This window comes from Kineosporia mesophila, from assembly GCF_021129235.1.
Taxonomy (GTDB): domain Bacteria; phylum Actinomycetota; class Actinomycetes; order Actinomycetales; family Kineosporiaceae; genus Kineosporia; species Kineosporia mesophila.
This window is the reverse complement of record NZ_JAJOMA010000003.1, coordinates 270,458-295,420: the sequence shown is the minus strand read 5'-3', so window position 1 is coordinate 295,420 and position 24,963 is coordinate 270,458. Positions and strand designations below refer to the sequence as shown.

Genomic DNA, 24,963 nt, shown 5'->3' with positions numbered 1-24,963 from the left:
ACGAGGACACCCGCCCGATCCCCGTGACCCCCGCAACCCCTGCGACCCCCGCGGGTGGTGGACCGGACCCCACCCTAAGGGATCCGGAAGGCGGCGTGAACGAAGACGACCCGGATCGGCCGGCCCCGTCCGGAGAATCGGCGGCGCCCGGCAACTCGGGCAACCCGGGCAACTTGTTCGCCCGTCCCTCGGCCGGCCGGACGCGGGTGATCCGGCCTGCGGGCGGGCGTCGTCCCGCGCAGTCGCACTCGTCCGGGAACTCAGGATCGGGGAGCCTGGCGCCGGGAGACCCGGCGGCCGAGGACCCGCGGTCCGGTGGCGCCGGGCCGGTGAAGCCGGGGGTCAGGAACGTGGCTGGCGAGGGTCCGCGGTCCGGTAGCGGCGGCCCTGAGAACTCGGAGCCGGGGAACTCGGAGCCGGGGAACGCGGCATCCGGGAACCCGAGGTCAGCAGGACCAGGGTCCGCGGGCGAACTGCCCGGGGGTCCGCTGTCGGGGGGCCCCGGGGAGGTGCGCACTTCGTCCATCATCAAGACCACCCAGGCGACCGGGCCCACCGGCCCCGACACCACTCAGCCCGCACCTCCGCGAGGTGAGGGGCCTGGGCGGGGGGATGCCTCGTCCATTGTTCCGGCCGGCTCTTCGGGCGCCGACGCTGCATCGGCGGCGCAGGCCGAACCGGTCAGTACCCGGGCCCGGCTGGCTCCGCTGACCCGCCTGACCCGGCTGACGAGGGGGCAGCTGCTGGCGGCCCTGCTGCTGGCGGCGCTCGGGTTCGGGCTGGTGGTGCAGGCGAACCAGACGAAGTCGGGTGACCTGTCGTCGCTGAGTCAGAGCGAGCTGGTGCGCATCCTCGACGACGTGAGCAGGCACGGTGAACGGCTCGACGCCGAGGCCCGTGACCTGGAGCAGACCCAGAACGACCTGCGGTCCGGCACCGACCGGGCGGCCGCGGCGGAGAAGGCGACCCGCGAGCGCCTGAGCGTGCTGGGGATCCTGGCGGGCACCGAGCCGGCTCAGGGGCCGGGGATCACGATCAAGATCGAGGACCCGCAGGCTCTGGTCGATTCGGCCGCGCTGCTCGACACTGTGCAGGAACTGCGGGACGCGGGGGCCGAGGCGATCCAGTTCGGGCAGGTGAGAGTGGTGGCGAGTACCTCCTTCACCGACCCGGACACCGGCGGCGCCATCATCACGGACGGCGTCGAGCAGTCACCGCCCTACCGGATTCTCGCCATCGGTGATCCGGCAACCATGGAGTCTGCCCTGAACATCCCGGGCGGCGTGCTGGAGACGCTGCACCAGGTGGGTGCTAGCGGTACGGTTGCGCGCAGGCAAGATCTCACCGTGTCCGCGGTGCGAGAGGTCACCAGCCCGACCTACGCCGTGCCCCGTACCGAGAACTGAGAAAGGACCATGAGGACGCAGTGAGCGATTTCGAGTACCCCGACGACCTGAAGTACACCACCGACCATGAGTGGATGAAGGTCGACGGCAATGTCGTCCGGGTCGGCATCACCGCGTTCGCCCAGGAGGCGCTCGGTGACATCGTCTATGTCACCCTGCCCGACCAGGACGCGCAGGTGGAGTCCGGCACGACGTGCGGCGAGGTGGAGTCCACCAAGAGCGTGAGCGACGTGTACGCCCCGGTGACCGGTGCGGTGACGAAGCGGAACGAAGCGCTCGACACCACGCCTGAGCTGGTCAATTCCGACCCGTACGGCGAGGGCTGGATGTTCGAGGTCACCGTGCCGGACGCGACAGCCCTCACGGGTCTGCTCAGCGCGGCCGAGTACCAGTCCCAGCTCGACTGAGGACTAGCCACGTTCGGGTTTCGCGTTCGCCGGCACAAGGCGAGCCCCGCGGTCGTTCAGGAAGTCTCCCCGGAGACCACCGAGCAGGCCGACGGGGGACAGGGGACGACGCACATGCCTCGACCATCAGGTGAGGGTTACGCTAATCAAGATGTCACGAGACAGGAGATCGAGATGTCGGAACCGAGGTTCCTGAGCGGTCAGGGGCCGGAGGGCGCCAGCAGTGGGCAGTACGACACCACCCCTCTGGTCGAGACGACGATCTCCATTGCCGGTCTGCCCGGGCTGACCGGTAATGACGAAGACCGGCCCACGGGGCTCTCCGGTGCGGAGCAGGCCGCGGTCGATGCGCTGCCCGAGGCCTCGGCGTTGCTGGTGGTGCAGCGGGGTCCGAACGCGGGGGCCCGCTTCCTGCTGAACGCCGAGCGCACCAGCGCCGGTCGCCGGCCGGCCAGCGACATCTTCCTGGACGACGTCACCGTGTCCCGCAAGCACGCCGAGTTCGTGCGGCGAGACGGCGGCTTCTACGTCCGCGACGCCGGCAGCCTCAACGGCACCTACGTAGGTGGCGACCGGATCGACGAGGCGCTGCTGAAGGACGGCGACGAGGTCCAGATCGGCAAGTACCGGCTGGTCTTCCACCCCAGCCGCCGTACGCCCTGAAGCCGCCGTGGTGAGCGCGGCAGCGAGGGGCCGCGCGAGTGGTCCGGCCGGCAGTCCGGCAGGCCGGGCCGACCGGGCGGCGGCCCCTCGGGCGATGAGTATCGGAGCGGTGCTGGAACTGCTGCGGCAGGACTTCCCCGACATCTCGATCTCGAAGATCCGTTATCTGGAGGACCAGGGGCTGGTCGAACCCCAGCGCACGGCTGCGGGGTACCGGAAGTTCACCCCCGGGCACGTCGACCGCCTGCGGTACGTGCTCGGGGTTCAACGTGATCACTACATGCCGCTGCGGGTGATCCGGGAGCATCTCGACGCCGTGGACGCGGGTCTGGAGCCACCGGTCGGCCGGTTCGGTGCGGGCGTGGCCCAGGGCCAGTTCGCGCCGCGGCTGGTCGAGGTGGTGCCCGAGGAACCCCGGCCGCAACCGCAGCGCCGGTTCAGCCGGGCCCAGGTGCTGATGGCGGCCGAGATCGACGACGACGTGCTGACGGCACTCCAGGCGCACGGCCTGGTGACGCCCCGGCCGTCCGGGCAGTTCGACGCGGACGCGATCACGGTGGCCCGGACGGCGGGTGAACTGGCAATCTTCGGAGTCGAGCCACGTCACCTGCGGGCCTTCCGCACGGCCGCCGACCGTGAGGCCGGGCTGATCGAGCAGGTGACGAATCCGATCCGGGCCCGGGGTGACGGTTCCGGGGCCAGGGCCGACGACGTGGCGCAGGAGCTGTCGAACCTGACCGTGCAGCTGCACGCGGTGCTGCTGAAGGCGGCGCTGGAGCGCGGCCGGTCCTGAGCCCGCCCCAGCTCTAATTTCACCGAAAACGTCTCTCGGTCGCCGCGCCACGCGGCGCCGGGGTACGTTTGCGGGGTGCGGGAGCTTGATGTGGTTGGTGTCAGGGTCGAGGTTCCCTCGAACAACCCGATCGTGCTGCTCAAGGAGCGGGACGGGGATCGCTATCTCCCGATCTGGGTCGGGGCGCCTGAGGCGAATGCGATCGCGAACGCCCAGCAGGGGCTGGTGCCACCGCGACCACTGACGCACGACCTGATGAAAGACGTGATCGAGGCCCTCGGCCGGCGGCTCTCCGAGGTGCGCATCGTCGCCCTGAAGGAGAACGTCTTCCACGCCGAGCTGGTCTTCGACGGCGGGCTGACCGTGAGTTCCCGGTCGTCCGACGCGATCGCCCTGGCGCTGCGCGTCGGCTGCCCGATCGTGGGGGCGGAAGAGGTGCTGGAGGCCGGTGGCGTCTCGGTGCCGGACGAGGACGAGGACGAGGTCGAGAAGTTCCGCGAGTTTCTCGACAACATCTCGCCGGAAGACTTCGGCGAGGGCGGACAGGGCTCCGAGAACTCCTGAACGGCCGGGCATCACCGTCGGGTCGGTGTCAACGCGCCACCCCTGCCGAGGCGGTACCGAAGAGGTCTCGGCCGGGACACCGGCGGGTATCGGGGTGTTCCGATTGGTCCGAAAGAGGGGTGATCTGCCGACACGCCGCTCCCCTCGGATGCCGCCTCGTTGACGACGCCCGGTGGGCGGCCTACGGTTCAAATGAAACGACCCCGGTGTAGTTCTCCCGCTGCGATCCGTCTCCCTCGGACCAGCGTGCCGGACCAGGAACGTTGAAATGGAGCCGCCGTGAGCGAGCGTAGCGAGCGAGATGCTGTGCCCGGTCACGTCGTCGCGCAGGCGCAGGGCATGCTCTTCACCGACGACCTGCCCGAGCTCGACGAGGAGGCCGGTTACCGCGGTCCGATCGCCTGCCGTGCGGCCGGAATCACCTACCGCCAGCTCGACTACTGGGCGCGCACCGGGCTGGTGCAGCCGACCGTCCGCAACGCGACCGGCTCGGGCACGCAACGGCTCTACAGCTTCCGTGACGTGCTCGTGCTCAAGGTGGTCAAGCGCCTTCTGGACACCGGTGTCTCGCTGCAGCAGATCCGCATCGCGGTGAACCACCTGCGTGACCACGGGGTGGAAGACCTGGCCCAGATCACCCTGATGAGTGACGGCGCCAGCGTCTATGAGTGCACGTCGGCAGACGAGGTCATAGATCTCGTCCAGGGCGGTCAGGGCGTCTTCGGCATCGCCGTCGGCCGGGTCTGGCGGGAGGTCGAGGGCACCCTCGCCGAGCTGCCCGCCGAGCGCGTGGACGACGACATGACCACCGGAACCGGCGACGACGAACTCTCGGCCCGACGCCGCCAGCGGGCCATCAGCTAGCCGTCCGGCAGATCAGCAGAAGAGCCCCGGGTCCGGTACCCCGGGGCTCTTCTGCTTTGCTCCCGTCGCTCGGGCGGGGTCGGCTCGGGCGGTGTCGGCTCAGGCGGGACTGGCTTCGGCCCGGACGGGCCCGCCCTCGGCCGGTGCGGGGCGCCGGCCCCGGGTGTTGGCGCGCAGGACGCGGGCCAGGTGGGCGTCGAAGGCATGGGCCAGTTCCTGGGCCGGGGCGCCGGGCCAGCGGTGGATCGGCTGACTCGCCCCCTGCGCCTGCTGGAGGGCGCTGCGCTCACGGATGGACGGGCCCAGCACCAGCGGGCCGAACATGTCCGAGAGCTCCTGCAGGCGGTAGCGGTGCTCGGGGGAGCGCTCGCGGTAACGGTTCACCACCACGCCCAGCGGCTGCAGGGTGGGAGCGATGTTGCGGCGCACCTCGTCGATCGCGTGCAGGGCCCGGTCGGCGGCGGTCACGGAGAACAGCGCGGGTTCCGACACCACCAGGGCGCGCTGGCTCGCGGCCAGGCCGGAGCGGGTGATCGTGCCCAGCGACGGCGGGCAGTCGATGAGGACGAGCTGGTAGCCCTCGAGCTGATGGATCGCGTGCGAGAGCCGGGCCAGGGTGCGCTCGCTACCCGTGGGGCGGTCGAGCGCGGCCATGTCGTGGGAGCCGGGCAGCACGTCGAGCGTGCCGCCGCTGGAGGCCCAGCCGCTGGGCACGACGTTCACCTTCTGCGCGTTGCGGCGCGAAGCACCCATCACGGTGGCGACATTGGTCGTGATCTCGGCGGTGATGTCCAGCCCGAGCGTCGCATCGGCCTGTGGGTCGATGTCGACGACGAGGGTGGGAACGCCCCGGGCGAGCGCGGCCGAGGCCAGTCCCAGGACCACTGACGTCTTCCCGACGCCACCCTTCAAACTGCACACGCTGACGACGATCACGGTGTTCGACGCTACCTCGTTATCAAGTCCCCGCGGACGAACCCGGCCGGTGGGAACCGCGTGATCGATATTCCACGCGGGGTCACAGGCGACGGGCTCTCCTTCTGGCCGACCCAATTGCATCTTGTCGCCGTGCTCGCTCGCAACCCTCCGTTCGCCTGCCGTACGCCGGCCGGGGCGCATCGGGGGCACGGGATGAGAGAGACATCGAGCGCTGGTAACGTCATCGGCGCCGGTCACCGTCAAGGACCGGCAGCTGAAGACCCCCGCGGGAGAGACCCCGTCACAGGGGCGCCGAAGGGGCAACTCTCCCCGGAACCTCTCAGGCGCCAAGGACCGCATGGGCGAGGCAGCTCCGAAGGGCGACGTGGCCCGACGGATGGGGAGGTATCCGAGCGACCCGATCCGTGGTCGCTACGCCCTTTGCGTGGGAGCCTCCGATGACGACCTTCATCGATGCCGGTCAGCACGATCTGCAGGACGACCTGCCCGGGCCCGAGGGCCGGCCGGCGCCAGGTACCGGGCACCGGCTGGACGCGTTCGCCGACCGCCACATCGGCGCCGACGACCCGCAGATCGCCACGATGCTGCGCGTGGTCGGGCTGGACAGTCTCGACGCCCTCGAGAACGCCGTGATCCCGCCGGTCATCCGCGACGGCGGCACGCCCGCCCTGCCCGAGCCGGTCAGCGAGGCCGAGGCCCTGGCCGAGCTGCGGGCCCTGGCCAACCGCAACACCGTGCGCGTGCCGATGATCGGCCTGGGCTACCACGGCACCCACACGCCGGGCGTGATCCTGCGCAACGTGCTGGAGAACCCGGCCTGGTACACGGCCTACACGCCGTACCAGCCGGAGATCTCGCAGGGCCGTCTGGAGGCCCTGCTCGCGTTCCAGACCATGGTCTCCGACCTGACCGGGCTGGAGACCGCCAGCGCCTCCCTGCTCGACGAGTCCACCGCCGCGGCCGAGGCGATGACCCTGATGCGCCGCGCGTCCAGACTTCCCACCGGGGCCGCGTTCGCCGTCGACACCGACGTGCTCCCGCAGACCCTCGCGGTGATCCGGACCCGGGCCGAACCGCTGGGCATCCCGGTGGTCGTGGCCGACCTCACCACCGACCCCGCGGCGGCACTCGACGCTGTCACCGAAGGCGTGTTCGGCGTCCTGGCGCAATACCCGGGCACCTCCGGACAGGTGACCGACCTGCGTCCCCTGATCGAGGCCGCCCACGGGCGCAAGGCACTCGTGACCGTCGCCGCCGACCTGCTCGCGCTGACGCTGCTGCGCGCGCCCGGTGAGGACGGCGCGGACGTGGCCGTCGGCAACACGCAGCGCTTCGGGGTGCCGCTCGGTTTCGGCGGCCCGCACGCCGGGTACATGAGCGTGCGCAAGGGCCTGGAGCGGTCGCTGCCCGGGCGCCTCGTGGGTGTCTCCAAGGACGCCGACGGCAACCCCGCCTACCGCCTCGCCCTGCAGACCCGTGAGCAGCACATCCGCCGCGAGAAGGCGACCAGCAACATCTGCACCGCGCAGGTGCTGCTGGCCGTGATGGCTGGGATGTACGCGGTCTACCACGGCCCGCAGGGGCTGCGCCGGATTGCCGAGCGCACCGCTGGTCACGCCGCGACGCTGGCCACGGGCCTGCGCTCGATCGACGTGACCCTCGTGCACGAGAACTTCTTCGACACCGTGCTCGCGCAGGTGCCGGGCCGGGCCGCAGAGGTCGTCGCCGCCGCCCACGACCTGGGCATCCTGCTGCGGCAGGACGGTGCCGACCGGGTCGGGATCGCCTGCGACGAGACCACCACGCAGACCCAGGTGGCGCTGGTGCTGCGGGCTTTCGGGGTCTCGGTCGAGGACCGCGCACCCGGGCCGGCCCTGCCCGCGATCCCCGCGGACCTCGTCCGGACGTCCGAGTACCTGACCAACCCGGTCTTCACCACGCACCACAGCGAGACCTCGATGCTGCGGTTCCTGCGGCGGCTGGCCGACGAGGACTACGCACTGGACCGCGGCATGATCCCGCTCGGCTCGTGCACGATGAAGCTCAACGCCACCACCGAGATGGAAGCCATCACGTGGCCGGAATTCGGTGGGCTGCACCCGTTCGCGCCCGCCGGTGACACCGAGGGCATCCGCGCCCTGGTGAAGGACCTGGCCAGCTGGCTGGCGGAACTCACCGGCTACGCGGCGGTCTCGCTGCAGCCGAACGCCGGCTCGCAGGGTGAGCTGGCCGGGCTGCTCGCGATCCGGGCCTACCACCGCTCGAACGGCCACCTCGACCGCAACGTCTGCCTGATCCCGAGCTCGGCGCACGGCACGAACGCCGCCAGCGCCGTGATGGCCGGCATGAAGGTCGTCGTGGTGGCCTGCGACGACAACGGCAACGTCGACCTGGCCGACCTCGAGGCGAAGATCGCCCAGCACCGCGAGGCCCTCGCCGCGATCATGGTCACCTACCCGAGCACCCACGGGGTGTTCGAGGAGGGCATCGGCCGGATCTGCGAGTCGGTGCACGAGGCCGGCGGTCAGGTCTACGTCGACGGCGCCAACCTCAATGCCCTGGTGGGTCTTTCGCGACCGGGCGCGTTCGGTGCCGACGTCTCGCACCTGAACCTGCACAAGACGTTCTGCATCCCGCACGGTGGCGGCGGCCCGGGCGTCGGCCCGGTCGCGGTGCGCTCGCACCTCGCGCCGTTCCTGCCCAACCACCCGCTCGACGAGCTGGCGGGCCCGTCCACCGGTATCGGCCCGGTCTCGGGTGCTCCGTACGGCTCGGCCGGCATTCTGCCGATCTCCTGGGCCTACGTGCGCATGATGGGCCTGGAGGGCCTGACCCGCGCCACCCGCACCGCCATCCTCACGGCCAACTACGTCGCCGCCCGGCTGCGCCAGCACTACCCGGTGCTCTACTCCGGCCGCGACGCCCTGGTCGCGCACGAGTGCATCCTCGACCTGCGCCCCCTGACCAAGGCCACGGGCGTCACCGTCGACGACGTGGCCAAGCGCCTCGTCGACTACGGCTTCCACGCCCCGACCATGTCGTTCCCGGTCGCCGGCACGCTCATGGTCGAGCCCACCGAGAGCGAGGACCTGGCCGAGCTGGACCGGTTCTGCGACGCGATGATCGCCATCCGCGGCGAGATCGGCAAGGTGGCCGGGGGACACTGGCCGGCCGGTGACAACCCGCTGGTCAACGCCCCGCACACGGCCCAGTGCCTGACCGGTTCGTGGGAGCACCCCTACACCCGCGAAGAGGCCGTGTATCCCGAGGGTGTCACGCCGCGCTTCAAGTACTGGCCGCCGGTGCGCCGCATCGACGGGGCCTGGGGCGACCGCAACCTGGTCTGCTCCTGCCCGTCGCCGGAAGCCTTCGAAGAGTAGGAGCAGCACAACTGTGGACGCCTTCGAGCAGACCGTACGCCGCTACCTGGCCCTCCTGGCGACCGGGACGACAGCCGAGATCATCGACTGCTTCGCCCCCGGCGCCACGGTGGAAGACCCGGCCGGTGGGCCCGTCCTGACCGGACCGGCCGAGCTGGAGAAGCTCTACGGCAGTCTCGAAGGCCGGCGGCGCGCCACCGACCTGCACTGGCTGCGGGTCGGTGGCCCTTCCGCAGTGTTCGGTTTCACCCTCTCGGCCGGAGCCCACGAGATCGACGTGGTCGAGGTGATGACTTTCGACACCGAGGCGAAAATTACCAGCATGCGGGCCTTCTGGAGCCCGGACGACGTCGTCACGCACTCCAGCCCGACCACCGCCGCACCCGAACGATGATCACCGGCCCCTGCGGCCGGCGATCCCGGTACTGCCCGTAGCGCGCGACGAGAGCATCCAGCTCCGGGGTGCTCTCGTCGGCCGGCAGCACCGTGGCCACACCATCGGCCCGCGCCCACCACAACTGCGACCAGTCCTCGTCGTACCGGTCGGTCAGCAGGCTCACCTCCGGGTTCTCGCCGATGTTGGCCAGACGGCGTAAGGACGAAGTCCGCTTGGGTTTGTGATCGACCGCGCTCACCAGCACATCCGGCCCCGCGGCCGCGAAGACCAACGGCACCAGATGCGGCACCCCGTCGCCCGAGACCGTGGCCAGACGGGCGACGCGCTCGGCCAGGAAGCGCTCGCGGGACTCGGCGGGGGTGAGAACGGGCATGATTCTCCGATGGTGGGTGGCGAGCCGGGGCCCCGCACTCGTGGTTCGGGCAGGCGTTCTGGCCTACGCCAGAAACGTGCAGGCAAGACCGGCGAAACTTGAGTGGCGTGTGAGGTTGGATCAATGAAAGATTATATATGGCAAGGATTTTAGGTCGCTACATCATATTGCAGCAGCCGCCACGCCGACTCGTAGATGCGAACCCGCACGGGTCTTGACCACCTCGAGCTGGGCCGGGATCCGGTCGCGCAGGTCGGCCACGTGGCTGACCAGGCCGACGGCCCGCCCGCCGCTGCGCAGGCCGTCGAGCACGTCCATCACCTCGTCCAGGGTGTCCTGGTCGAGACTGCCGAAACCCTCGTCCACCAGCAGGGTCTCGATAGTGGCACCGCCCGCTTCGGCCTGCACCACGTCGGCCAGACCGAGGGCCAGGGCCAAGGAGGTACAGAACGTCTCGCCGCCGGACAGGGTGCCCGGATCGCGCTGCTGCCCGGTCCAGCCGTCGACCACGGCCAGCCCCAGGCCGGAGCGGGCGCCGCCCTTCGAGGGGCCGTCGGTGTGCACGAGTTCGTACCGCCCGCCGGACATCGCCGCCAGCCGTGAACTGGCCGCCTGCGCCACCTGTTCCAGCCGCGCGGCCAGGACGTACGCGCTCAGCCGCATCCGCATCTGGTTGTCCCCACCGGTGCCCTCGACACAACGCGAAACGGCGTCCAGCGTGGCGAAAGAGCTGCGCAACGGGGCTGTCTCGGTGGCGTGCAGCTCCAGCTCGTCGGCCAGTCCGCTGAGGGCCCGGGCCGCCCGGGTGGCCAGCGTGTGCCGCTCCTGCGCCGCCTGGTGGGCCGCCCGCGCGGCCGCGAAGGCCTCGGTCAGCTCGTCGGCCAGGGTGTCGAGATCGGCGGCCTCGACCCAATGGGGGACGCCCGCCCGCCCGGTTCCCGGGGCGGTCCCCACCCCGTCCGGAGCATCGTCCCCAGCCGCGACGGCCTTCCCGGTCCGGCCGATCCGTCCGTTCCCACCGGCCTTCCCGGCCCCGCCTTCCCGGCCCCGCCCGACCCGGACGTCCTCGAGCTCGCCGTTGCGAATCTCACCGTCTTGCGATGACCCGATCTCCGGCCGCGCCGCATCCGGAATGTCCAGCCCGGGCCCGGTCTCTTCCCAGAGGCCCAGCATGGGCTGGTCCTGCGTGAGCCTCTTGCGGCGCGGCTTCCTCACCGGCCGCGGTTTCGGGGCGGGCCCGGCGGCGGCCTGTTCCGCCCGCGTCAGCTCGTCGAGCAGCGCGGTGACCCGGGCCAGCCGGGTGTCGTGGTCGGTGATCAGCGCGGCCAGTTCCTCGCGCTCGGGCTCGGTCAGGGCTGCCGCCGCAGCGGCCTCGCGGTGGGGGAAACCGGCTGCGGCAGAGGCATCGTCGGCCGCGGCCCGGGCCCGCTGGAGGCGGGAGAGCGCCGCGATCAGGGCCCGGGAGGCGTCTTCGTACTCGGTCAGGGTCTCGACCGCGTCGACCAGGCGGTTGTGCCGGGCCTGGAGACCGGCGTCTTCACCCCGGGCCTGGTCGAGGCGGGCCCGCAGGTCGTCGCGGCGGCTGTCGAGCGCGGCCAGGTCTTCCCGGCCGGAGGAGGCGGCGTCGGTGGCGGCCTCGATGCGGGAGCGGGCGGCCTCCAGCGCCGCCTGCAACCCGGCCAGTTCGTCGTTCAGCTGCGTCACCCGCGCCTGCGCCCGGTTCGCCTCGGTGAGCCGGGCCTGGGCGGCGGACAGGTCGTCCATCGCGGACTCGGCATCGGCCCCGTCGGTCATGGCGGTCAGCGCGGCCATCTCCTGGCGCCCCGACTCCACCCGCTGGCGCGCCTTCTCCCGGCGGGCCGCGGTCTGCGCCTCGCGCTCGGCGGCGCGCTCCTGCTCCTGGTCGGTCACCAGGCCGCCGTGGTGCCGGGCCGGGCGGGGATGGTCTGGCGACCCGCACACCGGGCACGCGTTGTGCCGGCCCAGACCCGCCGCCAGCTCGGCAGCCATCCCGGCCAGGCGCCGCGCCTGGAGCTCCTGCTGCGCCGAGACCGCCGCCTGGTGCACATCGATCACCGCGCGCAGCGTGTCTTCCAGCGCGTTCTGCTCCTGCGCGAGGTGCTGCGCGGTCAGCACGGCCTCGGCCACCCGCTTGGCGCGCTCCAGGTCACGCTGCCGGTCACCGGCGGACGAGGCCAGCACCTCACTGTCGTTACGCGCCGCCAGCAACTGCTCGACCTGCCCGGCCAGCGTGAGCCCGGCCCGCTCGGCGACGGCCCGCTCCTGCTCGGCGCGGGTCACCTGGTCGTGCCGCGTGGTGAACTCGTGGTCGAGACGCTTGAGCTCGAACTCGGCGGAGAGCAGCGTGGAGAGGGCGCCCAGCTCGGCCCGCAGCTGAGCCAGCCGGGTGGCCGGAACGGCCTCCAGCACCGCGGCCTCACCGGTCTTGCGGACCCCGGTCGCGGCCGATTCGACGCGGAATTCGGCGGTCTCGACCTCCGCCGACGCCGCGTCGAGCTCGGCCAGCAACGGCAGCAGCACCGGGGCGTGCCCGGCGGCCTGTAAGCGGGCCCTGCGCTCGTGCTGTTCCTGGGCGTGCGCGGTCAGTAGATCACGTTCGGTGCCCAGCTCGCGCCGGCGGTCGCGCCGGCGCACCCGCTCGGTGATCGCGTCACTGGCGAGACGGGCCTTCTCGTGGGCGGTCTCGGCCCGGCCCACAGCCGTGTGGGCACTGCGTAGTTCACCGTGCGCCTGCCGGGCCCAGGCCCGCACCAGTCCGGCGACGGCTTCGGTGTCGCCGGGATCGGGTGCGGGATCCGCGGGGACGGACGGCCCGACCCTGGCCTGCGACGCCCGGGCGAAGAGCCGGACGGTCTCCTCACGGGCCGCGTTCACCGAACCCGCCGCCTCGCGCCGCCGTTCGCCCAGCCAGCCCTCGACGGCGGCGAAACGGTCGGTGCCGAAGAGCTTCTGGAGCAGAGGACGGCGCTCTTCGGCGGTGGCCCGCAGGAACGCCGCGAACTCGCCCTGGGGCAGCAGCACCAGCTTGGTGAACTGGTCGGGCCCCAGCCCGATGAGCTGCCCGATCAGGTCGCCGGCCTCGTCCATGCGATGGGTGAGACCGACCCAGTCGTCACCGGCCCGCTCGCGCACCACCACCCGCGCCTGCTCGCGGGTGAAGCCGGTGCCGCGCTTCTTCGGGCGCTGCCACTCGGGGGAGCGGGTGATCTCCAGACGCCGCCCGGAGACCGTGAACTCGCACACCACCTCGGACTTCGCGGCCGGGTCGGCGTGGTCGCTGCGGTAGCGGGCCCCGGCGCCGCGACTGCCCGGCACCCGGCCGTAGAGGGCGAAGCAGATGGCGTCGAGCACACTGGTCTTGCCCGCGCCGGTGGGGCCGTGCAGCAGGAACAGCCCGGCGTCGCTGAGCTCGTCGAAGTCGATGCTCTGACGCTCGGAGAAGGGCCCGAACGCGGTGATCTCCAGCCGGTGCAGACGCATCAGGCGGACCGGCCCGGGCGGCGCCCCTTGCCCCGGGGCGAGAGCAGGGCGTGCAGCTCCGCGTCGGACACCGTCTCCGCGGCCATCGCCGCCAGGTCACGGTAGGCCGGGCCGGGAGCGACGCCCTCCATGCTCTCGATCAGCGCGGCCTCCAGCGCCTGCTGCATCAGCACCGTCTCGGCGGGGGTGGCCGGCCGGTCGCGGACGTGCTCGAGAAAGCCGCAGCAGACGTCCAGATCGGGCCGCCCGGCGATCTTCTCGGTGTACGACGCGGGCCCGGCGCCGGCCGAACGGTCCGGTTCCAGCCGGAGCTCCAGCAGATGCGGAAAACGCCGCCGCAACTGCTCCATCGGCTCGGCCGGGCGCTGCGGATCGGTGAGGGTGATCTGGGCCCAGCTGCTCTCGTCGTCATTAAAGCGTTCTGAACCCAGCACCTCGGAGAGGCGACCGCGCAACCGGGCCAGCCGCCGTGGCACCGGCGCCGGGACCTCCTCGACCGACCGCAGGCCGTCCGCGTCCAGATGTACCATCCAGCTGCCCTTGACGTGCGCCGCCTCGGAGAACGAGAACGCCAGCGGGGAGCCGCTGTACCGCACCGGACGGGCCAGCTGCTGGCGCCCGTGCAGATGCCCCAGCGCCACGTAGTCGATGTCGTCGAACAACCCCAGCGGCACCTGGCCCAGACCCCCGACGGACAGCTCCCGCTCGCTGTCGGAGGCCGCGCCGCCCATCACGAAGGCGTGCGCGGAGATCACCGAGCGCACGCCGGGCCGGGCCGCCAGGTCGTGCCGGACCAGGTCGAGGGCCGCCCCGAGCACCCCCGGATGACTGCGCTCGGACCCCAGCGCCCCGGCGGCCAGCGCGGGCTCCAGGTAGGGGATCGGGTAGAACGCCACCTCACCGTGCTCGTCGGGCAGCAGCACGGGCGTGCCCACGGCGGCCGGGTCGGTGCGGATGTGCAGCCCGGCCGCGGACAGCAGCCGGGCGTTGAACCCCAGCCGGCGCGAGGAATCGTGGTTGCCGCTGGAGAGCACCACCTGCGCCCCGGCCGAGATCAGCCGGTGCAGGCCCTCGTCGAGCAGGGCCACCGCATCGACCCCCGGCAGCGCCCGGTCGTAGATGTCGCCCGCGACCAGCACCACGTCGATCTTCTCGGCCCGCACCACCTCGACCAGGTGATCGAACTGGGCCGCCTGCGCGGCCAGCAGATCCACCCGGTGGAACGACCGGCCCAGGTGCCAGTCGGAGCTGTGGAGGATGCGCACGACGAACACCGTAGGCTCGCCCACCGACAGTTCTGTCATCGCCACTCCGGAAATGCGGACAAAAACGGAGCGTCTCGGACATGCATGGCGTGGTGTGACGCCGCATCACCATTGATCACCTGCTCTCGCCAGCACGGCTGGAGTGTGGTTTGGTCGAGAGTATGGGTGACGAGATCTCCGCGAGTCGTTACACGGCCGAGGAGAGGCAGCGCTACCGCGAGAAGGTGGATCTCTGTCTCGATGTGTTCGAGCGGGTCCTGGCGACCTGGAACTTCGACGACGACCGGCCGATGACCGGTCTGGAGATGGAACTGAACCTGGTCGGCGGCGACTACCGGCCGACGCTGCGGAACGCCGCGGTGCTGGAGGGGATCGGTGACCCGAACTTCCAGACCGAGCTGGGCGCCTACAACATCGAGCTGAACGTCGAGCCCTCGCCGCTGGGTGAGCTGGCCCGCATGGAGGGCCGCCTGCGGGAGGTGCTGAACCAGGCCGAGAGCGCCGCGAACGAGCACGGCGCGCACATCGTGATGGTGGGCATCCTGCCCACGACGATGCCCGAGCACCTGAGCGATCCGGAGTGGATGACCGCCTCGCCGCGGTACAAGGCCCTCAACGACTCGATCCTGGCCGCGCGCGGCGAGAACCTGCATCTGGACATCACCGGCGCCGAACGGCTCTCCACCTTCGCGAACTCGCTGGCGCCCGAGTCCGCCTGTACCAGCGTGCAATTGCACGTGCAGGTGCACCCGGACGACTTCGCCCGCGCCTGGAACGCCGCGCAGGTGCTGGCCGGCCCGCAGCTGGCGGTGGGCGCGAACTCGCCGTTCTTCTTCGGGCGCCGGCTCTGGGCCGAGACCCGGATCGAGCTCTTCAAGCAGGCGACCGACACGCGTCCCCAGGAACTGCAGAACCAGGGCGTGCGTCCGCGGGTCTGGTTCGGGGAGAAGTGGATCTCCTCGATCTTCGACCTGTTCGCCGAGAACGGCTGGTACTTCCCCTCGCTGCTGCCCGAACTCAGCGAGGAGGACCCGGTGGCGATGCTCGACGCCGGCAACGCCCCCACGCTCCAGGAGCTGAGGCTGCACAACGGCACCGTCTACCGCTGGAACCGGCCGATCTACGCGGTGGTCGACGGTGAGCCGCACGTGCGCGTGGAGAACCGGGTGCTGCCGGCCGGCCCGACGGTGGTGGACACGGTGGCCAACGCGGCGTTCTTCCACGGGGTGCTGCGCACGCTGATGGAGGAGTCCCGGCCCGTCTGGTCGAAGATGTCGTTCGCGGCGGCCGAGGACAATTTCCTGGCCTGTGCGAAGGATGGTCTGGAGGCCACGGTGTACACACCCGGCCTGGGGCAGTCCGGGGTGGACGAGCTGGTGCTGCGGCGGATGCTGCCGATGGCCGCCGAGGGCCTGGCCTCGGCCGGGGTCCCGGGCAGTGACGTGGACCGGTACCTGGGCATCATCGAGGACCGGGTGAAGTCCGGCCTGAACGGCGCGGCCTGGCAGGTGGCGGCCGTGGAGCGGCTGGAACAGGGAACCGGGGGCTCGTCCGGGATGGATCGCGCCGAGGCGCTGCGCCGTATGACCGAGCGTTACTGCGAGGGTATGCACGCGAATGAGCCGGTACACACCTGGTCATTGCCGTAGCCTCACGGGGTTCGGTGTTCGGGTATGTGGGCTGGAGTTCAATTGAGGACGCCTCAGCGCTGGTTCGCGCGTGGGTTGCAGAACCGGGATCTCGCGGTGGAGCGCCTGCGCGCGGCGCGGCCGGTGTGGATGAGTACGAGGGACAGGCGGCCCGTGGAGGATGAGCAGACGGACGACATCCCGCGTCGTCAGCGGCACCGCAACGTCGAGGACGTGATCGGCGACTGCGCGGTCTACGAGCCGGGCCTGCGGCGCAGCACCCGGCTGCCCATGCAGCAGGCCGCCCAAACCGCCCGCCGCACCGACGGTTTCGTCTGGATCGGCCTGCAGAACCCGTCCGCCGACGACGTGCTGCACGTGGCCGAGGAGTTCCGGCTGCCCGACCTGGCCGTGGAGGACGCGATCAGCGCCCACCAGCGGGCCAAGCTCGAGGTGTACGAAGACCTGTGGTTCATGGTGCTGCGCCCGGTGCGGTACGTGGACAAGGACGAGATCGTCGACGTCGAGGAGATCGCGCTCTTCATCGGCCCGCACTTCCTGGTGTCGGTGCGGCACGGCCGGACCGACGTGCTCACCCGGGTGCGTAAGGAACTGGACGCCGGGAAGCTGGAGTCGAGCGAGCGCGGCCCGATCGCGGTGCTGCACCGGGTGGCCGACCTGATCGTGGACGAGTACGCCGAGGTGGCGCAGTCGATCGACGACGACATCGCGGAGATCGAGCAGCAGGTGTTCGGCGAGCGGGAGGCCGACCACACCGAGCGCATCTACAAGCTCAAGCGCGAGGTGCTGGAGTTCCGCCGCGCCGTGCTGCCGCTCGGCGAGCCGATGTTCAAGCTGATGACCGGCTCACTGCCCGGCATGGACGACAGGGCCCGGCAGTACTTCCGCGACGTGCACGACCACATCATGCGGGTCACCGACGAGATCGAGCGCCAGGACAGCCTGCTGTCCGACGTGCTCCAGGCCAACGTGGCCCGGCTGTCGGTGACGCAGAACGAGGTCTCGGTGCGGCAGAACGAGGACATGCGCAAGATCTCGGCCTGGGCCGCGATCGGCCTGGTGCCCACCGCGATCGCCGGGATCTACGGGATGAACTTCCAGTACATGCCCGAGCTGACCTGGCACTACGGGTACTACTTCGCCCTCACCGCGATCTTCGGCATCAGCGCCGGGCTGTGGGGCCTGTTCAAGCACAACAAGTGGCTCTGAGAGAGTCACCAATCCGCGGGCGGGGGCGCTCCGAACTGACGCCAGAGTGCGGAACTGGGAGGCACGAATGGTGGGACGGCAAGAGGTCGCGCCCGGTCTGAGCTCGGTTCCCGAACCGGGCGAGACGACCGAGGCGCTCCTGGAGCGGGTGGGGCGCGGTGACGAGGCCGCCTTCGAGCAGGTGTACGCCCGGGTGGCCGACGTGGTGTTCGGCCTGGCCCGGTCGGTCCTGCGCGACCCGCACCAGGCCGAGGAGGTCGCCCAGGAGGTGCTGCTCGAGGTCTGGCGCAGCGCCGCCCGCTTCGACGCGGCCAAGGGCAGCGCCCGCGCCTGGATCGCCACCCTCACCCACCGCCGGGCCGTCGACCGGGTGCGCAGCTCCCAGGCTTCGCGCAACCGGGACCAGGCGGTGGCCTCGCGCAGCAACGAGCGCGAGTACGACGAGGTGGTCGAGAAGGTGGAACGCACGCTCGACGCCGAGCGCGTGCGTCACTGCCTGGACGGCCTGACCCCGCGGCAGCGGGACACGGTCACCCTGGCCTATTACGGCGGTCGCTCGTACGCCGACGTGGCCGGCCTGCTCAAGCTCCCGCTGGGCACGGTGAAGACGAGGATGCGCGACGGCCTGATCCGTCTGCGCGACTGCCTGGGGGTGGGCTCAGATGCCTGACCTGCACGATCTGCACACGTTGTCGGCCGCCTACGCGCTGGACGCGCTGGACGATCTGGAACGCCGTGCCTTCGAGCGGCATTTGCACGACTGCGAGTCCTGCTCCCTCGAGGTGCGGGAGTTCTCCGAGGCCACGGCCTCCCTGGCCGCCCGGGTCGCCGAGCCGGCCCCGGCCCGCCTGCACAGCGCGGTGATGTCCGAGATCGGCCGTACCCGGCAATTGTCTTCCAGCAGTGGACGTCCCGCTCGCCGTTTCGGTCAGGGTCGCCTTCTCGCCGGGGCCGCCGCGGTCCTGCTCGTGATCGCCGGGGTGGCGGGGCTCGGCGGGACGGCCTGGCGCGAGCACCGCCTGGCCCAGGAGGCCCGCACCACGGCCGCCGGGATCACCCGCGTCCTCACCGACCCCGACCGGATCGAGACGACCCGGGAGGTGTCCGGCGGTGGCCGGGCCACGATGGTGATGGCCGACGGCGGAGCCGTGCTGTCCACCCGCGGGGTGCCCGACGCCCCCAGCGGCCACGAGTACCAGATGTGGGTGATGCGGGACGGGACGGTTCAGTCCGGGGGGATCCTCAGCGTCCAGGACGGTGACGGTTCCGCCTTCATGACGGGCCTGAGCACCGACGTCCGCCTGGCGGTGTCGGTCGAGCCGGCGGGGGGATCGGAACGACCGACGACCACCCCGGTGGTGGAGCTCGGCGCGTCCTGAATCCTGCTCTCTCCAACGATCGGACGATTTCCCGACCAGGTGTGTCGCTCTGGCCGGCGTGGCTGCCCCCCGGGGGAGGGTGGAGCCGGAAATCGATGTCCGCCAGGGGAAGAAGGCTCGTTCCATGAACACGCAGATCCGCCGGACGATTGCTCTCGGTGCCATGCTCACGGCGACCGTCGGGCTGGCGGCGTGCGGCGGCAGCGACAGCACGTCGAGCGCCACCCCGACAGCGGCCTCCACCACCGCCCCGGCGAACCTCTCCGTGGAGCAGGCCAACCTGGTCGGCCCCGGCTGCAGCGCCTACGTCACCCAGGTGCCCACCGGGAAGGGCTCGGTGGAGGGCATGGCGAATGACCCGGTCGTCACCGCCGCGAGCCACAACCCGATGCTGAAGACGCTCACGCAGGCCCTCACCGGCAAGCTCAACGCCAAGGTGAACCTCAGGGACACCCTCAACGGCAAGGACTACACCGTCTTCGCGCCGGTCGACACCGCCTTCGCCCAGCTCGACACGAAGACGATGGACAACCTGAGGAAGAACCCGCAGGCCCTGCTCAAGGTACTCACCTACCACGTGGTGGCCGAGGAGCTGGATCCCTCCGAGGTGGTCGGCCGGCAGGTCAGCGTGCAGGGCCAGGACCTCGACGTGACCGGCAAGGGCAACACCATCAAGGTCAACGGTGCGAACGTGATCTGCGGCGGCGTGAAGACCGCCAACGCGACCGTCTACCTCATCGACAAGGTGCTCCAGCCCTGAAATTCGTGACCGGACGTCACGGCCTGCTGCGTTCGGGTGATCAGTTCGTCCATCACCGGACAACAGGCTGTGACGGCCCCACACTGGATCCGGCAGAGGTGGGCCGGAACGAGGATGGGGTTCAGATGGCGTCGATCGCCGGGGGCAGCAAGCTGGTCGTGCGGGCCGGTGACGTCGAGGTGTCGATGCGCTCGCTGCGCACCGTGGACCTGACCGGGCCCGGCTGGGCGATCCCGGTGCTGGCCGACCTGCGCAGCCTTCAGGACGCCGGGCTCCCGGGCCCCGCGTCCGGCCCGCTCACCGTCGACCTCTCCACCGACTCCGGCCCGATGCAGATGGACGTCGAGATCGTCGCCACCGCGGGCGATCTCATGCTGCGCTCGCCGAAGCCCCAGCCGTCGAAGGCGATCCGCCCGGCCTCCCTCACCGACCAGCGCCGGGAGAACGTCCGGGGGCCGGTGAACCTGGAGTTCCGCGGGACACTGATGGGGCGCCCGGCACAGACGGGTGCCCACCGGGGTTCACCGACCCGCCGCCCCCTGCAGCCGGGTTCGCTGGCCGCGATGGGCCCGGGCCCCGAGGCGATGGCCACCCTGATCGGCGTCACCACGTCCATCTCGGCCGGTGGACTGTGCGCCGACCTGGAGGGGAGCGCCCCGATCGCCCCCGGCGTCCAGATCTACGGCGAGGTCACCCTGCCCGGCGGCGACCTGGTGCCGGTGCTGATGATCGTGCTGGAGGAGACCCGCAAGGGCTTCCGCGCCGAGTTCACCGACATCTCACCCATCGACCGCGAACGCCTGGTGCGCCTGGTGTTCAACCGCGAACGGGGAACTCTCTCCGGCCGCAGGACAAGCCCGAGGTGATCGACCCGCCCGGACACCGCTGACCCCTCAGGTCAGGGCCGGCCGGGCGTCCACCAGGGTGGTCAGCACCCGGCCCTGCCGTAGCTCCTCGTCGTCGCAGGTCAGGGGGTTGACGTCGAGGGCGACCAGGTCGGCGGGGCCGCCCGGGGACAGGTGGCCGCGGGTTCCGGTGATCGCGGCGGCGCCGGTGGTGAACAGCGTCAGGGCCTCGGCGGGGGTGATGGCCTGGGACGTTCCGAGCGGGGTGGCGCGGCCTCGCACCATGCGAGTGCGGGCCTGCCACATGCCGAAGAGCGGGGACAGGGGCGGGCCCGGGCCGTCGCTGCCGCCACCGACCAGTACCCCGGCGTCGAGCCAGGAACGCAGGGGGTTGGCCTGGGCGGCCTCGGCCTCGCTGAGCCGGTCGATCAGGGCGGTGCCGAAGGCCCACTGCAGGGCTGGATGGGCGGAGACGGGTACGCCGAGGCGGGCGGCCCGCGACAACGCCGAACCGCTGGGGGAGAGGTAGCCGTGGATGATGTGGAACCCGCTGCCCCGGTAGGGCTGGTCGCCGGCCCAGTTCAGCACCTCGAGCACGTCGAGCAGGGCGTCGATCGCGGCGTCGCCGACCGCGTGCACCCCGACGCCCCGTCCGCGCAGACCGGCCGAGCAGTGCGCGCGCAGGGTGTCGAGGGTGATGCTCTGGTTGCCGTGGTCCGGCTTCCCGGGACCCGGCCAGGGACTGGAACGCCACGCCGTGCCCAGCGAACCGCCGCCGTCCAGGAAGAGTTTCGTGGGCCCGGTCCGGAGCCGGCCGGGGTCGACGTCGTCGATCCCGGAAGCGTCCAGGAAAGAGGCAATCTCGAGAGGGCTCACGTCGTCCGAGCCCAGCGGCATGACCACCGAGCGCTGACCCAGCCAGCCCTCCTGGGCGGCGCTGATCCAGGCCGGGAGCTCGGCCAGGGTGACGGCCGGGTCCATCGCGGTGGTGATGCCCTGGCGCAGCAGCTCGGCCTGGCCGAGCCGGATCCAGCGGATGCGGGTCTCGAGATCCGGTGCGGGCTGCACGGTCCGGACCAGGGCCACGGCGGGGTGCTCGATCAGCAGCCCGGTCGGGCGGCCGGTGCGGTCGCGGTGGATCCGGCCGCCGGCCGGGTCCGGGGTGGTGGCGGTGATCCCGGCGTCGAGCAGCACCGGTGAGCTGACGATCGCGTCGTGGCCCTTGCGGTCGAGCACCACGCGCCGGCCCGGGCAGGCCCGGTCGAGGTCGAAGCGGTCGGGCAGGTGGCCCTCGGCCAGGTCGATCGCCTCGAACTCGGCGTCGGCCTCGATCCAGCCCGGGTGGCCCGCCGCGAATTCGGCCAGCCGCCGCCCGATCTCCTCGACGCTGCGCACATCGCTGAGGTCGCACCGGTCCTGACGCCGGCCGGCCCACAGCACGTGCACGTGGCTGTCGGTGAAGCCCGGCAGGACCGTTCCGGGCAGGTCGATCTCGCGCACCCGCCCGCCGAGCTCGGCCCGCACCCACCCCCGTGACCCCCAGGACACGACGGCCCCGTCGCGCACGCCGATCGCCTCGACCCGGGCCGGCATCTCGTGCTCCGGCGCCAGGGTGTGGATGTCGCCGGTGATGAGGAGGTCAGGCATGGTGCCGGGCACTCCGGGGGCTGGTCAGGACGGTTCCCACCCCGTCGGCCCGGGGGTCGGCGGCCGCGGCCAGGCCGGTCCTGGTCAGGCGGCTGACCTGGACGTGGCCCGCGTCGTCGCGCTTGGTGCCGGAGGTCACCACGGTCAGGCCCAGGTCGGTCGCGGCGGACGAAAGAGCTTCCGTACCGGGGACGCCGGGCTCCAGCAGCAGGGTGGGGGAGGGCATGCCGAGGTCGCGGGAGCCGATCACCCAGCGCGGGCGGTCCAGGACCGCGCTCAGGTCGTCCGTCACCAGGGCGTCTTCCGCGACCTGGGAGAGGATCCAGGCCTGGGCGCGGCCGCCCTGACAGCCCAGGGCCATCACGGTGTCGCCACTGACCGCGATCACCGGGCAGAGGGTGTGCGGGGGGCGGGCGCCCGGCTGCACGCGGCCCGGGTGGGCCTCGTCGATGCTGAACGCGGAGCCCCGGTTGTGGAACACGATGCCGGTCCCCGGGTCGAGCAGGCCGGAACCGAAGGTCTGGAACACGCTCTGGATCAGCGTGACCGCGGTGCCGTCGGAGCCCACGGCGGTCACGGCCACGGTGTCGCCGGCCGGTTTGGGGCCGGTCGGCAGCTGGGAGACGGACGCGGCGGACGCGCCGAGCAGTGCCTCCACGTCGATCGGGCCCTTCGCGGGGTCGCCGAGCAGGGCGTCACGGCGCAGCTCGGCCTGGCGGGCGGCGGCGAGCCGTCCGGCCGGCGGGGCGGCGAGCACGGCCAGCAGAGCCGCTCCCTGGCTGGGCGGGGGAGCGACCGACCAGACCACGTCGTTTTCAGTGCGGCGGAGCGGTTCGCAGACCTCGGCCCGGTGGGCCGCCAGGTCCGGGGCCCGCAGCGGGCTGCCGAACCGCTCCAGCGCGGCCGCGACCCGCTCGGCGAGCGGGCCGGTGTAGAACGAGCGCCAGTCGTGGGCGATCTGGGTCAGGGTGCCCGCCAGGGCGGGCTGCACGAGAGGTGACCCGGCCGCCCGGGGCTCACCGTCGTCATCGAGCAGCAACGCCGACAGACCCGGATCGGCGCGGACCACCGGGAGCCGGTCGACGGTGCCCCGCACCAGGCCGGGGCTCACCTCGACCCCGTCCGCCGCCAGCCCGACGGCCGGCTGCAGGAGGTCGGACAGCGGCAACCGGGCGCCGAGCGAGGCCAGTTCGGCCCAGCCGGCCACGACCCCCGGCACCGTGATGGCCAGGGGACCACCGGGCGGCATCCGGTCGAGACCGGCGACGGACGCCGGGTCGAAAGCGGAAGCCGCCGCACCGGCGGAGATCACCGCCCGCACCTCACCGGAGGGCTTGCGGATCAGGGCGATCAGGTCACCGCCCACCGAACACTGGTGCGGGTAGGCCACGGTCAGGGCGGCCGCGGCCGCGATCGCGGCGTCCACCGCCCCACCGCCGCCGGCGACCACCGTGCGGGCGGCCGCCACCGCGTCGGGGTGGGGTGCCGCGATCGCTACCTCAGGCATGACGGGTCTCAGTCCCTCTCGATCAGGATGGCGCGGGTGAAGGCGCCGTCGGCGTCGACCAGTTTCGTCGGCAGACACACCAATTCGTACTCGCCCGGGGGCACCTCGTCCAGGTCGGCGTTCTCCAGGATGAGGACGCCGGCGTTCAGGAGGACGTGGTGGGAGTCCCAGGTGTCGGTGCGGGTGTGGTGCTCGAGGGTCATGTAGTCGGTACCGATCAGCTCGACGCCGTGGTCCACCAGCCACTGCGAGGCGGCCGGGCCGACGCCCACCCAGGTCTGTGCCCGCTCGGTCTCCTTCAGCGGGCCGGCCGAGTTCGTGGTCTTCAGCAGCACCCGCTGGTGCCCGGCGACACCCGCGGCCTCCAGGTGCTCGGGCAGCACCTCACCCTCGACCTGGGTGCAGTCGGCGACGATGGCCGGGCCGACCATCGAGTACAGCGAGACCTTGTCGATCGGCGTGGCGCCGTCGACGAAGTGCGCGGGGGCGTCGACGTGGGTGCCGGTGTGCGCGCCCAGGCGCCAGCGGGTCACGTTGCTCGCGTCGCCGTTCTCCAGCGACTCGACCACCTCGACCTCGGGCTTGCGGCCCCAGTGCAGCATCTTCGGGTGGATCGGCAGGGTGATGTCGTAGATCTTCATGCGGGAATGCCTTTCAGACGGTGGGCCGGTGGGTGGGGTCCGGCCAGGGCTCGGCGACGGCGGAGGCGACGGCCTTCGCGGTGGTCTGCACACAGCGGTCGAACTCCTCCCGGCCGTGCCCGGCGCTGGCCTCCTGGACCTCGCGGCCCCAGACACCGGTGTCACTGACCTGGTCCATCCGGTAGTCCCAGAACGAGTCCACGTCGACGTGCGAGGTGGCCCGCTCCATCCGTACCAGATCGGGGTGCAGGTGCAGCATCACCGAGGTCTCGAAGAAGTTGGCGTGCATCAGGCCGCGCCCGAACTGCACCCGGCCGTTGACCTCCGGGCCGGGGTACATGGTCACGTAGCCCAGGGCCCGCACCCGCGAGTCCGGGTGCCGCACGCGCAGTTTCTCGGCGGTGACGTCGAGCGCGCCGTTGTTCCAGATGTGCCCGTTCAGCAGCACGAACTGCCGCACGCCACTGGCGTGCAGCGAGTCGATCAGGTCTTCCATCACGGCGATCATGGTCTCGGGCCGCAGCGCGACGGTGCCCGGGAAGTCACCGTGCGAACCGGACACGCCGTAGGTGACCGGCGGCAGCACCGGCACACCGGTCTGCGCCGAGACGGCCTCGGCCACGGCCTGGCAGATCAGCGTGTCGACCGCCAGTGGCAGGTGCGGGCCGTGCTGTTCGATCGCGCCGACCGGGATGATCACGGCGTCGGTGCGCTTCACCATCTCGCCGGCCTCCGGCGAGGTCTGGCGTTCCCAGAAAACCGGGCTGTTCATGC

The 24,963-nt window shown here is 71.6% G+C and carries 22 protein-coding genes and 1 riboswitch; of the genes, 14 read left to right on the top strand and 8 right to left on the bottom strand.

The genetic code is table 11. The features are described from left to right. The first annotated feature begins 509 nt into the window (after positions 1–509). The 6 genes from LR393_RS36235 to LR393_RS06250 all read left to right on the top strand — a co-directional run bounded on the left by LR393_RS36235 (position 510) and on the right by LR393_RS06250 (position 4,697). Positions 510–1,406, top strand: coding sequence for a DUF881 domain-containing protein (locus LR393_RS36235; RefSeq protein ID WP_231482233.1), 897 nt, complete (start codon positions 510–512; stop codon positions 1,404–1,406). Positions 1,407–1,426: 20 nt separating this feature from the next. Further along, entirely contained in the window at positions 1,427–1,813 is a 387-nt protein-coding gene (gene gcvH / locus LR393_RS06270) for a glycine cleavage system protein GcvH (protein ID WP_231482232.1), read from the top strand. Positions 1,814–1,987: 174 nt separating this feature from the next. Continuing rightward, the gene (locus LR393_RS06265; protein WP_231482231.1) at positions 1,988–2,476 is read left to right on the top strand and encodes an FHA domain-containing protein; all 489 of its coding nucleotides are present in this window, start codon (positions 1,988–1,990) and stop codon (positions 2,474–2,476) included. A 94-nt stretch (positions 2,477–2,570) separates the two neighbouring features. Continuing rightward, positions 2,571–3,269 (top strand): transcriptional regulator FtsR, encoded by a 699-nt coding sequence (ftsR, locus tag LR393_RS06260; protein ID WP_231482230.1) that lies wholly within the window; start codon positions 2,571–2,573, stop codon positions 3,267–3,269. A gap of 75 nt (positions 3,270–3,344) precedes the next feature. Next, positions 3,345–3,833 carry a bifunctional nuclease family protein gene (locus tag LR393_RS06255; protein ID WP_331282912.1) on the top strand — a complete coding sequence of 163 codons (489 nt, stop codon included), beginning with the start codon at positions 3,345–3,347 and terminating at the stop codon, positions 3,831–3,833. A 339-nt stretch (positions 3,834–4,172) separates the two neighbouring features. Further along, positions 4,173–4,697: a MerR family transcriptional regulator gene (locus LR393_RS06250; protein WP_231482308.1), complete on the top strand. Its 525-nt coding sequence runs from the start codon at positions 4,173–4,175 to the stop codon at positions 4,695–4,697. 99 nt (positions 4,698–4,796) lie between these two features. On the opposite strand, the gene LR393_RS06245 is transcribed toward LR393_RS06250, so the two are convergent. Further along, complete coding sequence (locus tag LR393_RS06245) at positions 4,797–5,633, bottom strand: ParA family protein (protein WP_331282911.1); 837 nt, start codon at positions 5,631–5,633, stop codon at positions 4,797–4,799. Between the two features lie 259 nt (positions 5,634–5,892). Beyond that, a riboswitch (glycine riboswitch) is annotated at positions 5,893–5,982 on the top strand. A gap of 91 nt (positions 5,983–6,073) precedes the next feature. Between LR393_RS06245 and gcvP the strand changes: the two genes are divergently transcribed. Continuing rightward, positions 6,074–9,016 (top strand): aminomethyl-transferring glycine dehydrogenase, encoded by a 2,943-nt coding sequence (gene gcvP, locus LR393_RS06240; RefSeq protein ID WP_231482228.1) that lies wholly within the window; start codon positions 6,074–6,076, stop codon positions 9,014–9,016. Positions 9,017–9,029: 13 nt separating this feature from the next. Continuing rightward, complete coding sequence (locus tag LR393_RS06235) at positions 9,030–9,410, top strand: nuclear transport factor 2 family protein (RefSeq protein ID WP_231482227.1); 381 nt, start codon at positions 9,030–9,032, stop codon at positions 9,408–9,410. Here LR393_RS06235 and LR393_RS06230 read toward each other — a convergent pair. The 3 genes from LR393_RS06230 to LR393_RS06220 all read right to left on the bottom strand — a co-directional run bounded on the left by LR393_RS06230 (position 9,370) and on the right by LR393_RS06220 (position 14,552). Continuing rightward, positions 9,370–9,786 (bottom strand): TIGR03668 family PPOX class F420-dependent oxidoreductase, encoded by a 417-nt coding sequence (locus tag LR393_RS06230; protein WP_231482226.1) that lies wholly within the window; start codon positions 9,784–9,786, stop codon positions 9,370–9,372. The two genes, LR393_RS06235 and LR393_RS06230, sit on opposite strands and share 41 nt — an antisense overlap. Positions 9,787–9,948: 162 nt before the next feature. Further along, positions 9,949–13,287 (bottom strand): AAA family ATPase, encoded by a 3,339-nt coding sequence (locus LR393_RS06225; protein WP_231482225.1) that lies wholly within the window; start codon positions 13,285–13,287, stop codon positions 9,949–9,951. Beyond that, positions 13,287–14,552, bottom strand: a complete 1,266-nt coding sequence (locus LR393_RS06220; protein WP_407937293.1) for an exonuclease SbcCD subunit D — start codon at positions 14,550–14,552, stop codon at positions 13,287–13,289. The genes LR393_RS06225 and LR393_RS06220 overlap by 1 nt, the downstream gene beginning before the upstream one ends. 161 nt (positions 14,553–14,713) lie before the next feature. Here LR393_RS06220 and LR393_RS06215 point away from each other — a divergent pair, with 161 nt between their 5' ends. The 6 genes from LR393_RS06215 to LR393_RS06190 all read left to right on the top strand — a co-directional run bounded on the left by LR393_RS06215 (position 14,714) and on the right by LR393_RS06190 (position 20,415). Beyond that, positions 14,714–16,201 (top strand): glutamate--cysteine ligase, encoded by a 1,488-nt coding sequence (locus LR393_RS06215; RefSeq protein WP_345718714.1) that lies wholly within the window; start codon positions 14,714–14,716, stop codon positions 16,199–16,201. Between the two features lie 153 nt (positions 16,202–16,354). After that, positions 16,355–17,410 carry a magnesium and cobalt transport protein CorA gene (locus tag LR393_RS06210; RefSeq protein ID WP_231482222.1) on the top strand — a complete coding sequence of 352 codons (1,056 nt, stop codon included), beginning with the start codon at positions 16,355–16,357 and terminating at the stop codon, positions 17,408–17,410. A gap of 67 nt (positions 17,411–17,477) precedes the next feature. After that, positions 17,478–18,080, top strand: a complete 603-nt coding sequence (gene sigK, locus LR393_RS06205) for an ECF RNA polymerase sigma factor SigK (RefSeq protein WP_231482221.1) — start codon at positions 17,478–17,480, stop codon at positions 18,078–18,080. Then, a complete protein-coding gene (locus LR393_RS06200; RefSeq protein WP_231482220.1) occupies positions 18,073–18,789 on the top strand; it encodes an anti-sigma factor in 717 nt (238 codons plus the stop codon). The genes sigK and LR393_RS06200 overlap by 8 nt, the downstream gene beginning before the upstream one ends. Before the next feature lie 124 nt (positions 18,790–18,913). Further along, positions 18,914–19,549 (top strand): fasciclin domain-containing protein, encoded by a 636-nt coding sequence (locus tag LR393_RS06195; protein ID WP_231482219.1) that lies wholly within the window; start codon positions 18,914–18,916, stop codon positions 19,547–19,549. 125 nt (positions 19,550–19,674) lie between these two features. Beyond that, positions 19,675–20,415, top strand: a complete 741-nt coding sequence (locus LR393_RS06190; RefSeq protein WP_231482218.1) for a PilZ domain-containing protein — start codon at positions 19,675–19,677, stop codon at positions 20,413–20,415. Between the two features lie 27 nt (positions 20,416–20,442). Here LR393_RS06190 and LR393_RS06185 read toward each other — a convergent pair whose 3' ends face one another. Genes LR393_RS06185 through LR393_RS06170 form a run of 4 tightly spaced genes read right to left on the bottom strand, consistent with a single transcriptional unit; the run spans position 20,443 to position 24,961 of the window. Further along, positions 20,443–22,041 carry an amidohydrolase gene (locus tag LR393_RS06185; protein WP_231482217.1) on the bottom strand — a complete coding sequence of 533 codons (1,599 nt, stop codon included), beginning with the start codon at positions 22,039–22,041 and terminating at the stop codon, positions 20,443–20,445. Further along, positions 22,034–23,548, bottom strand: a complete 1,515-nt coding sequence (locus LR393_RS06180; protein WP_231482216.1) for a gamma-glutamyltransferase — start codon at positions 23,546–23,548, stop codon at positions 22,034–22,036. The genes LR393_RS06185 and LR393_RS06180 overlap by 8 nt, the downstream gene beginning before the upstream one ends. A gap of 8 nt (positions 23,549–23,556) precedes the next feature. Then, positions 23,557–24,189: a cyclase family protein gene (locus tag LR393_RS06175; RefSeq protein ID WP_231482215.1), complete on the bottom strand. Its 633-nt coding sequence runs from the start codon at positions 24,187–24,189 to the stop codon at positions 23,557–23,559. Between the two features lie 13 nt (positions 24,190–24,202). Beyond that, a complete protein-coding gene (locus LR393_RS06170; protein WP_231482214.1) occupies positions 24,203–24,961 on the bottom strand; it encodes a creatininase family protein in 759 nt (252 codons plus the stop codon). Between the last annotated feature and the right edge of the window lie 2 nt (positions 24,962–24,963).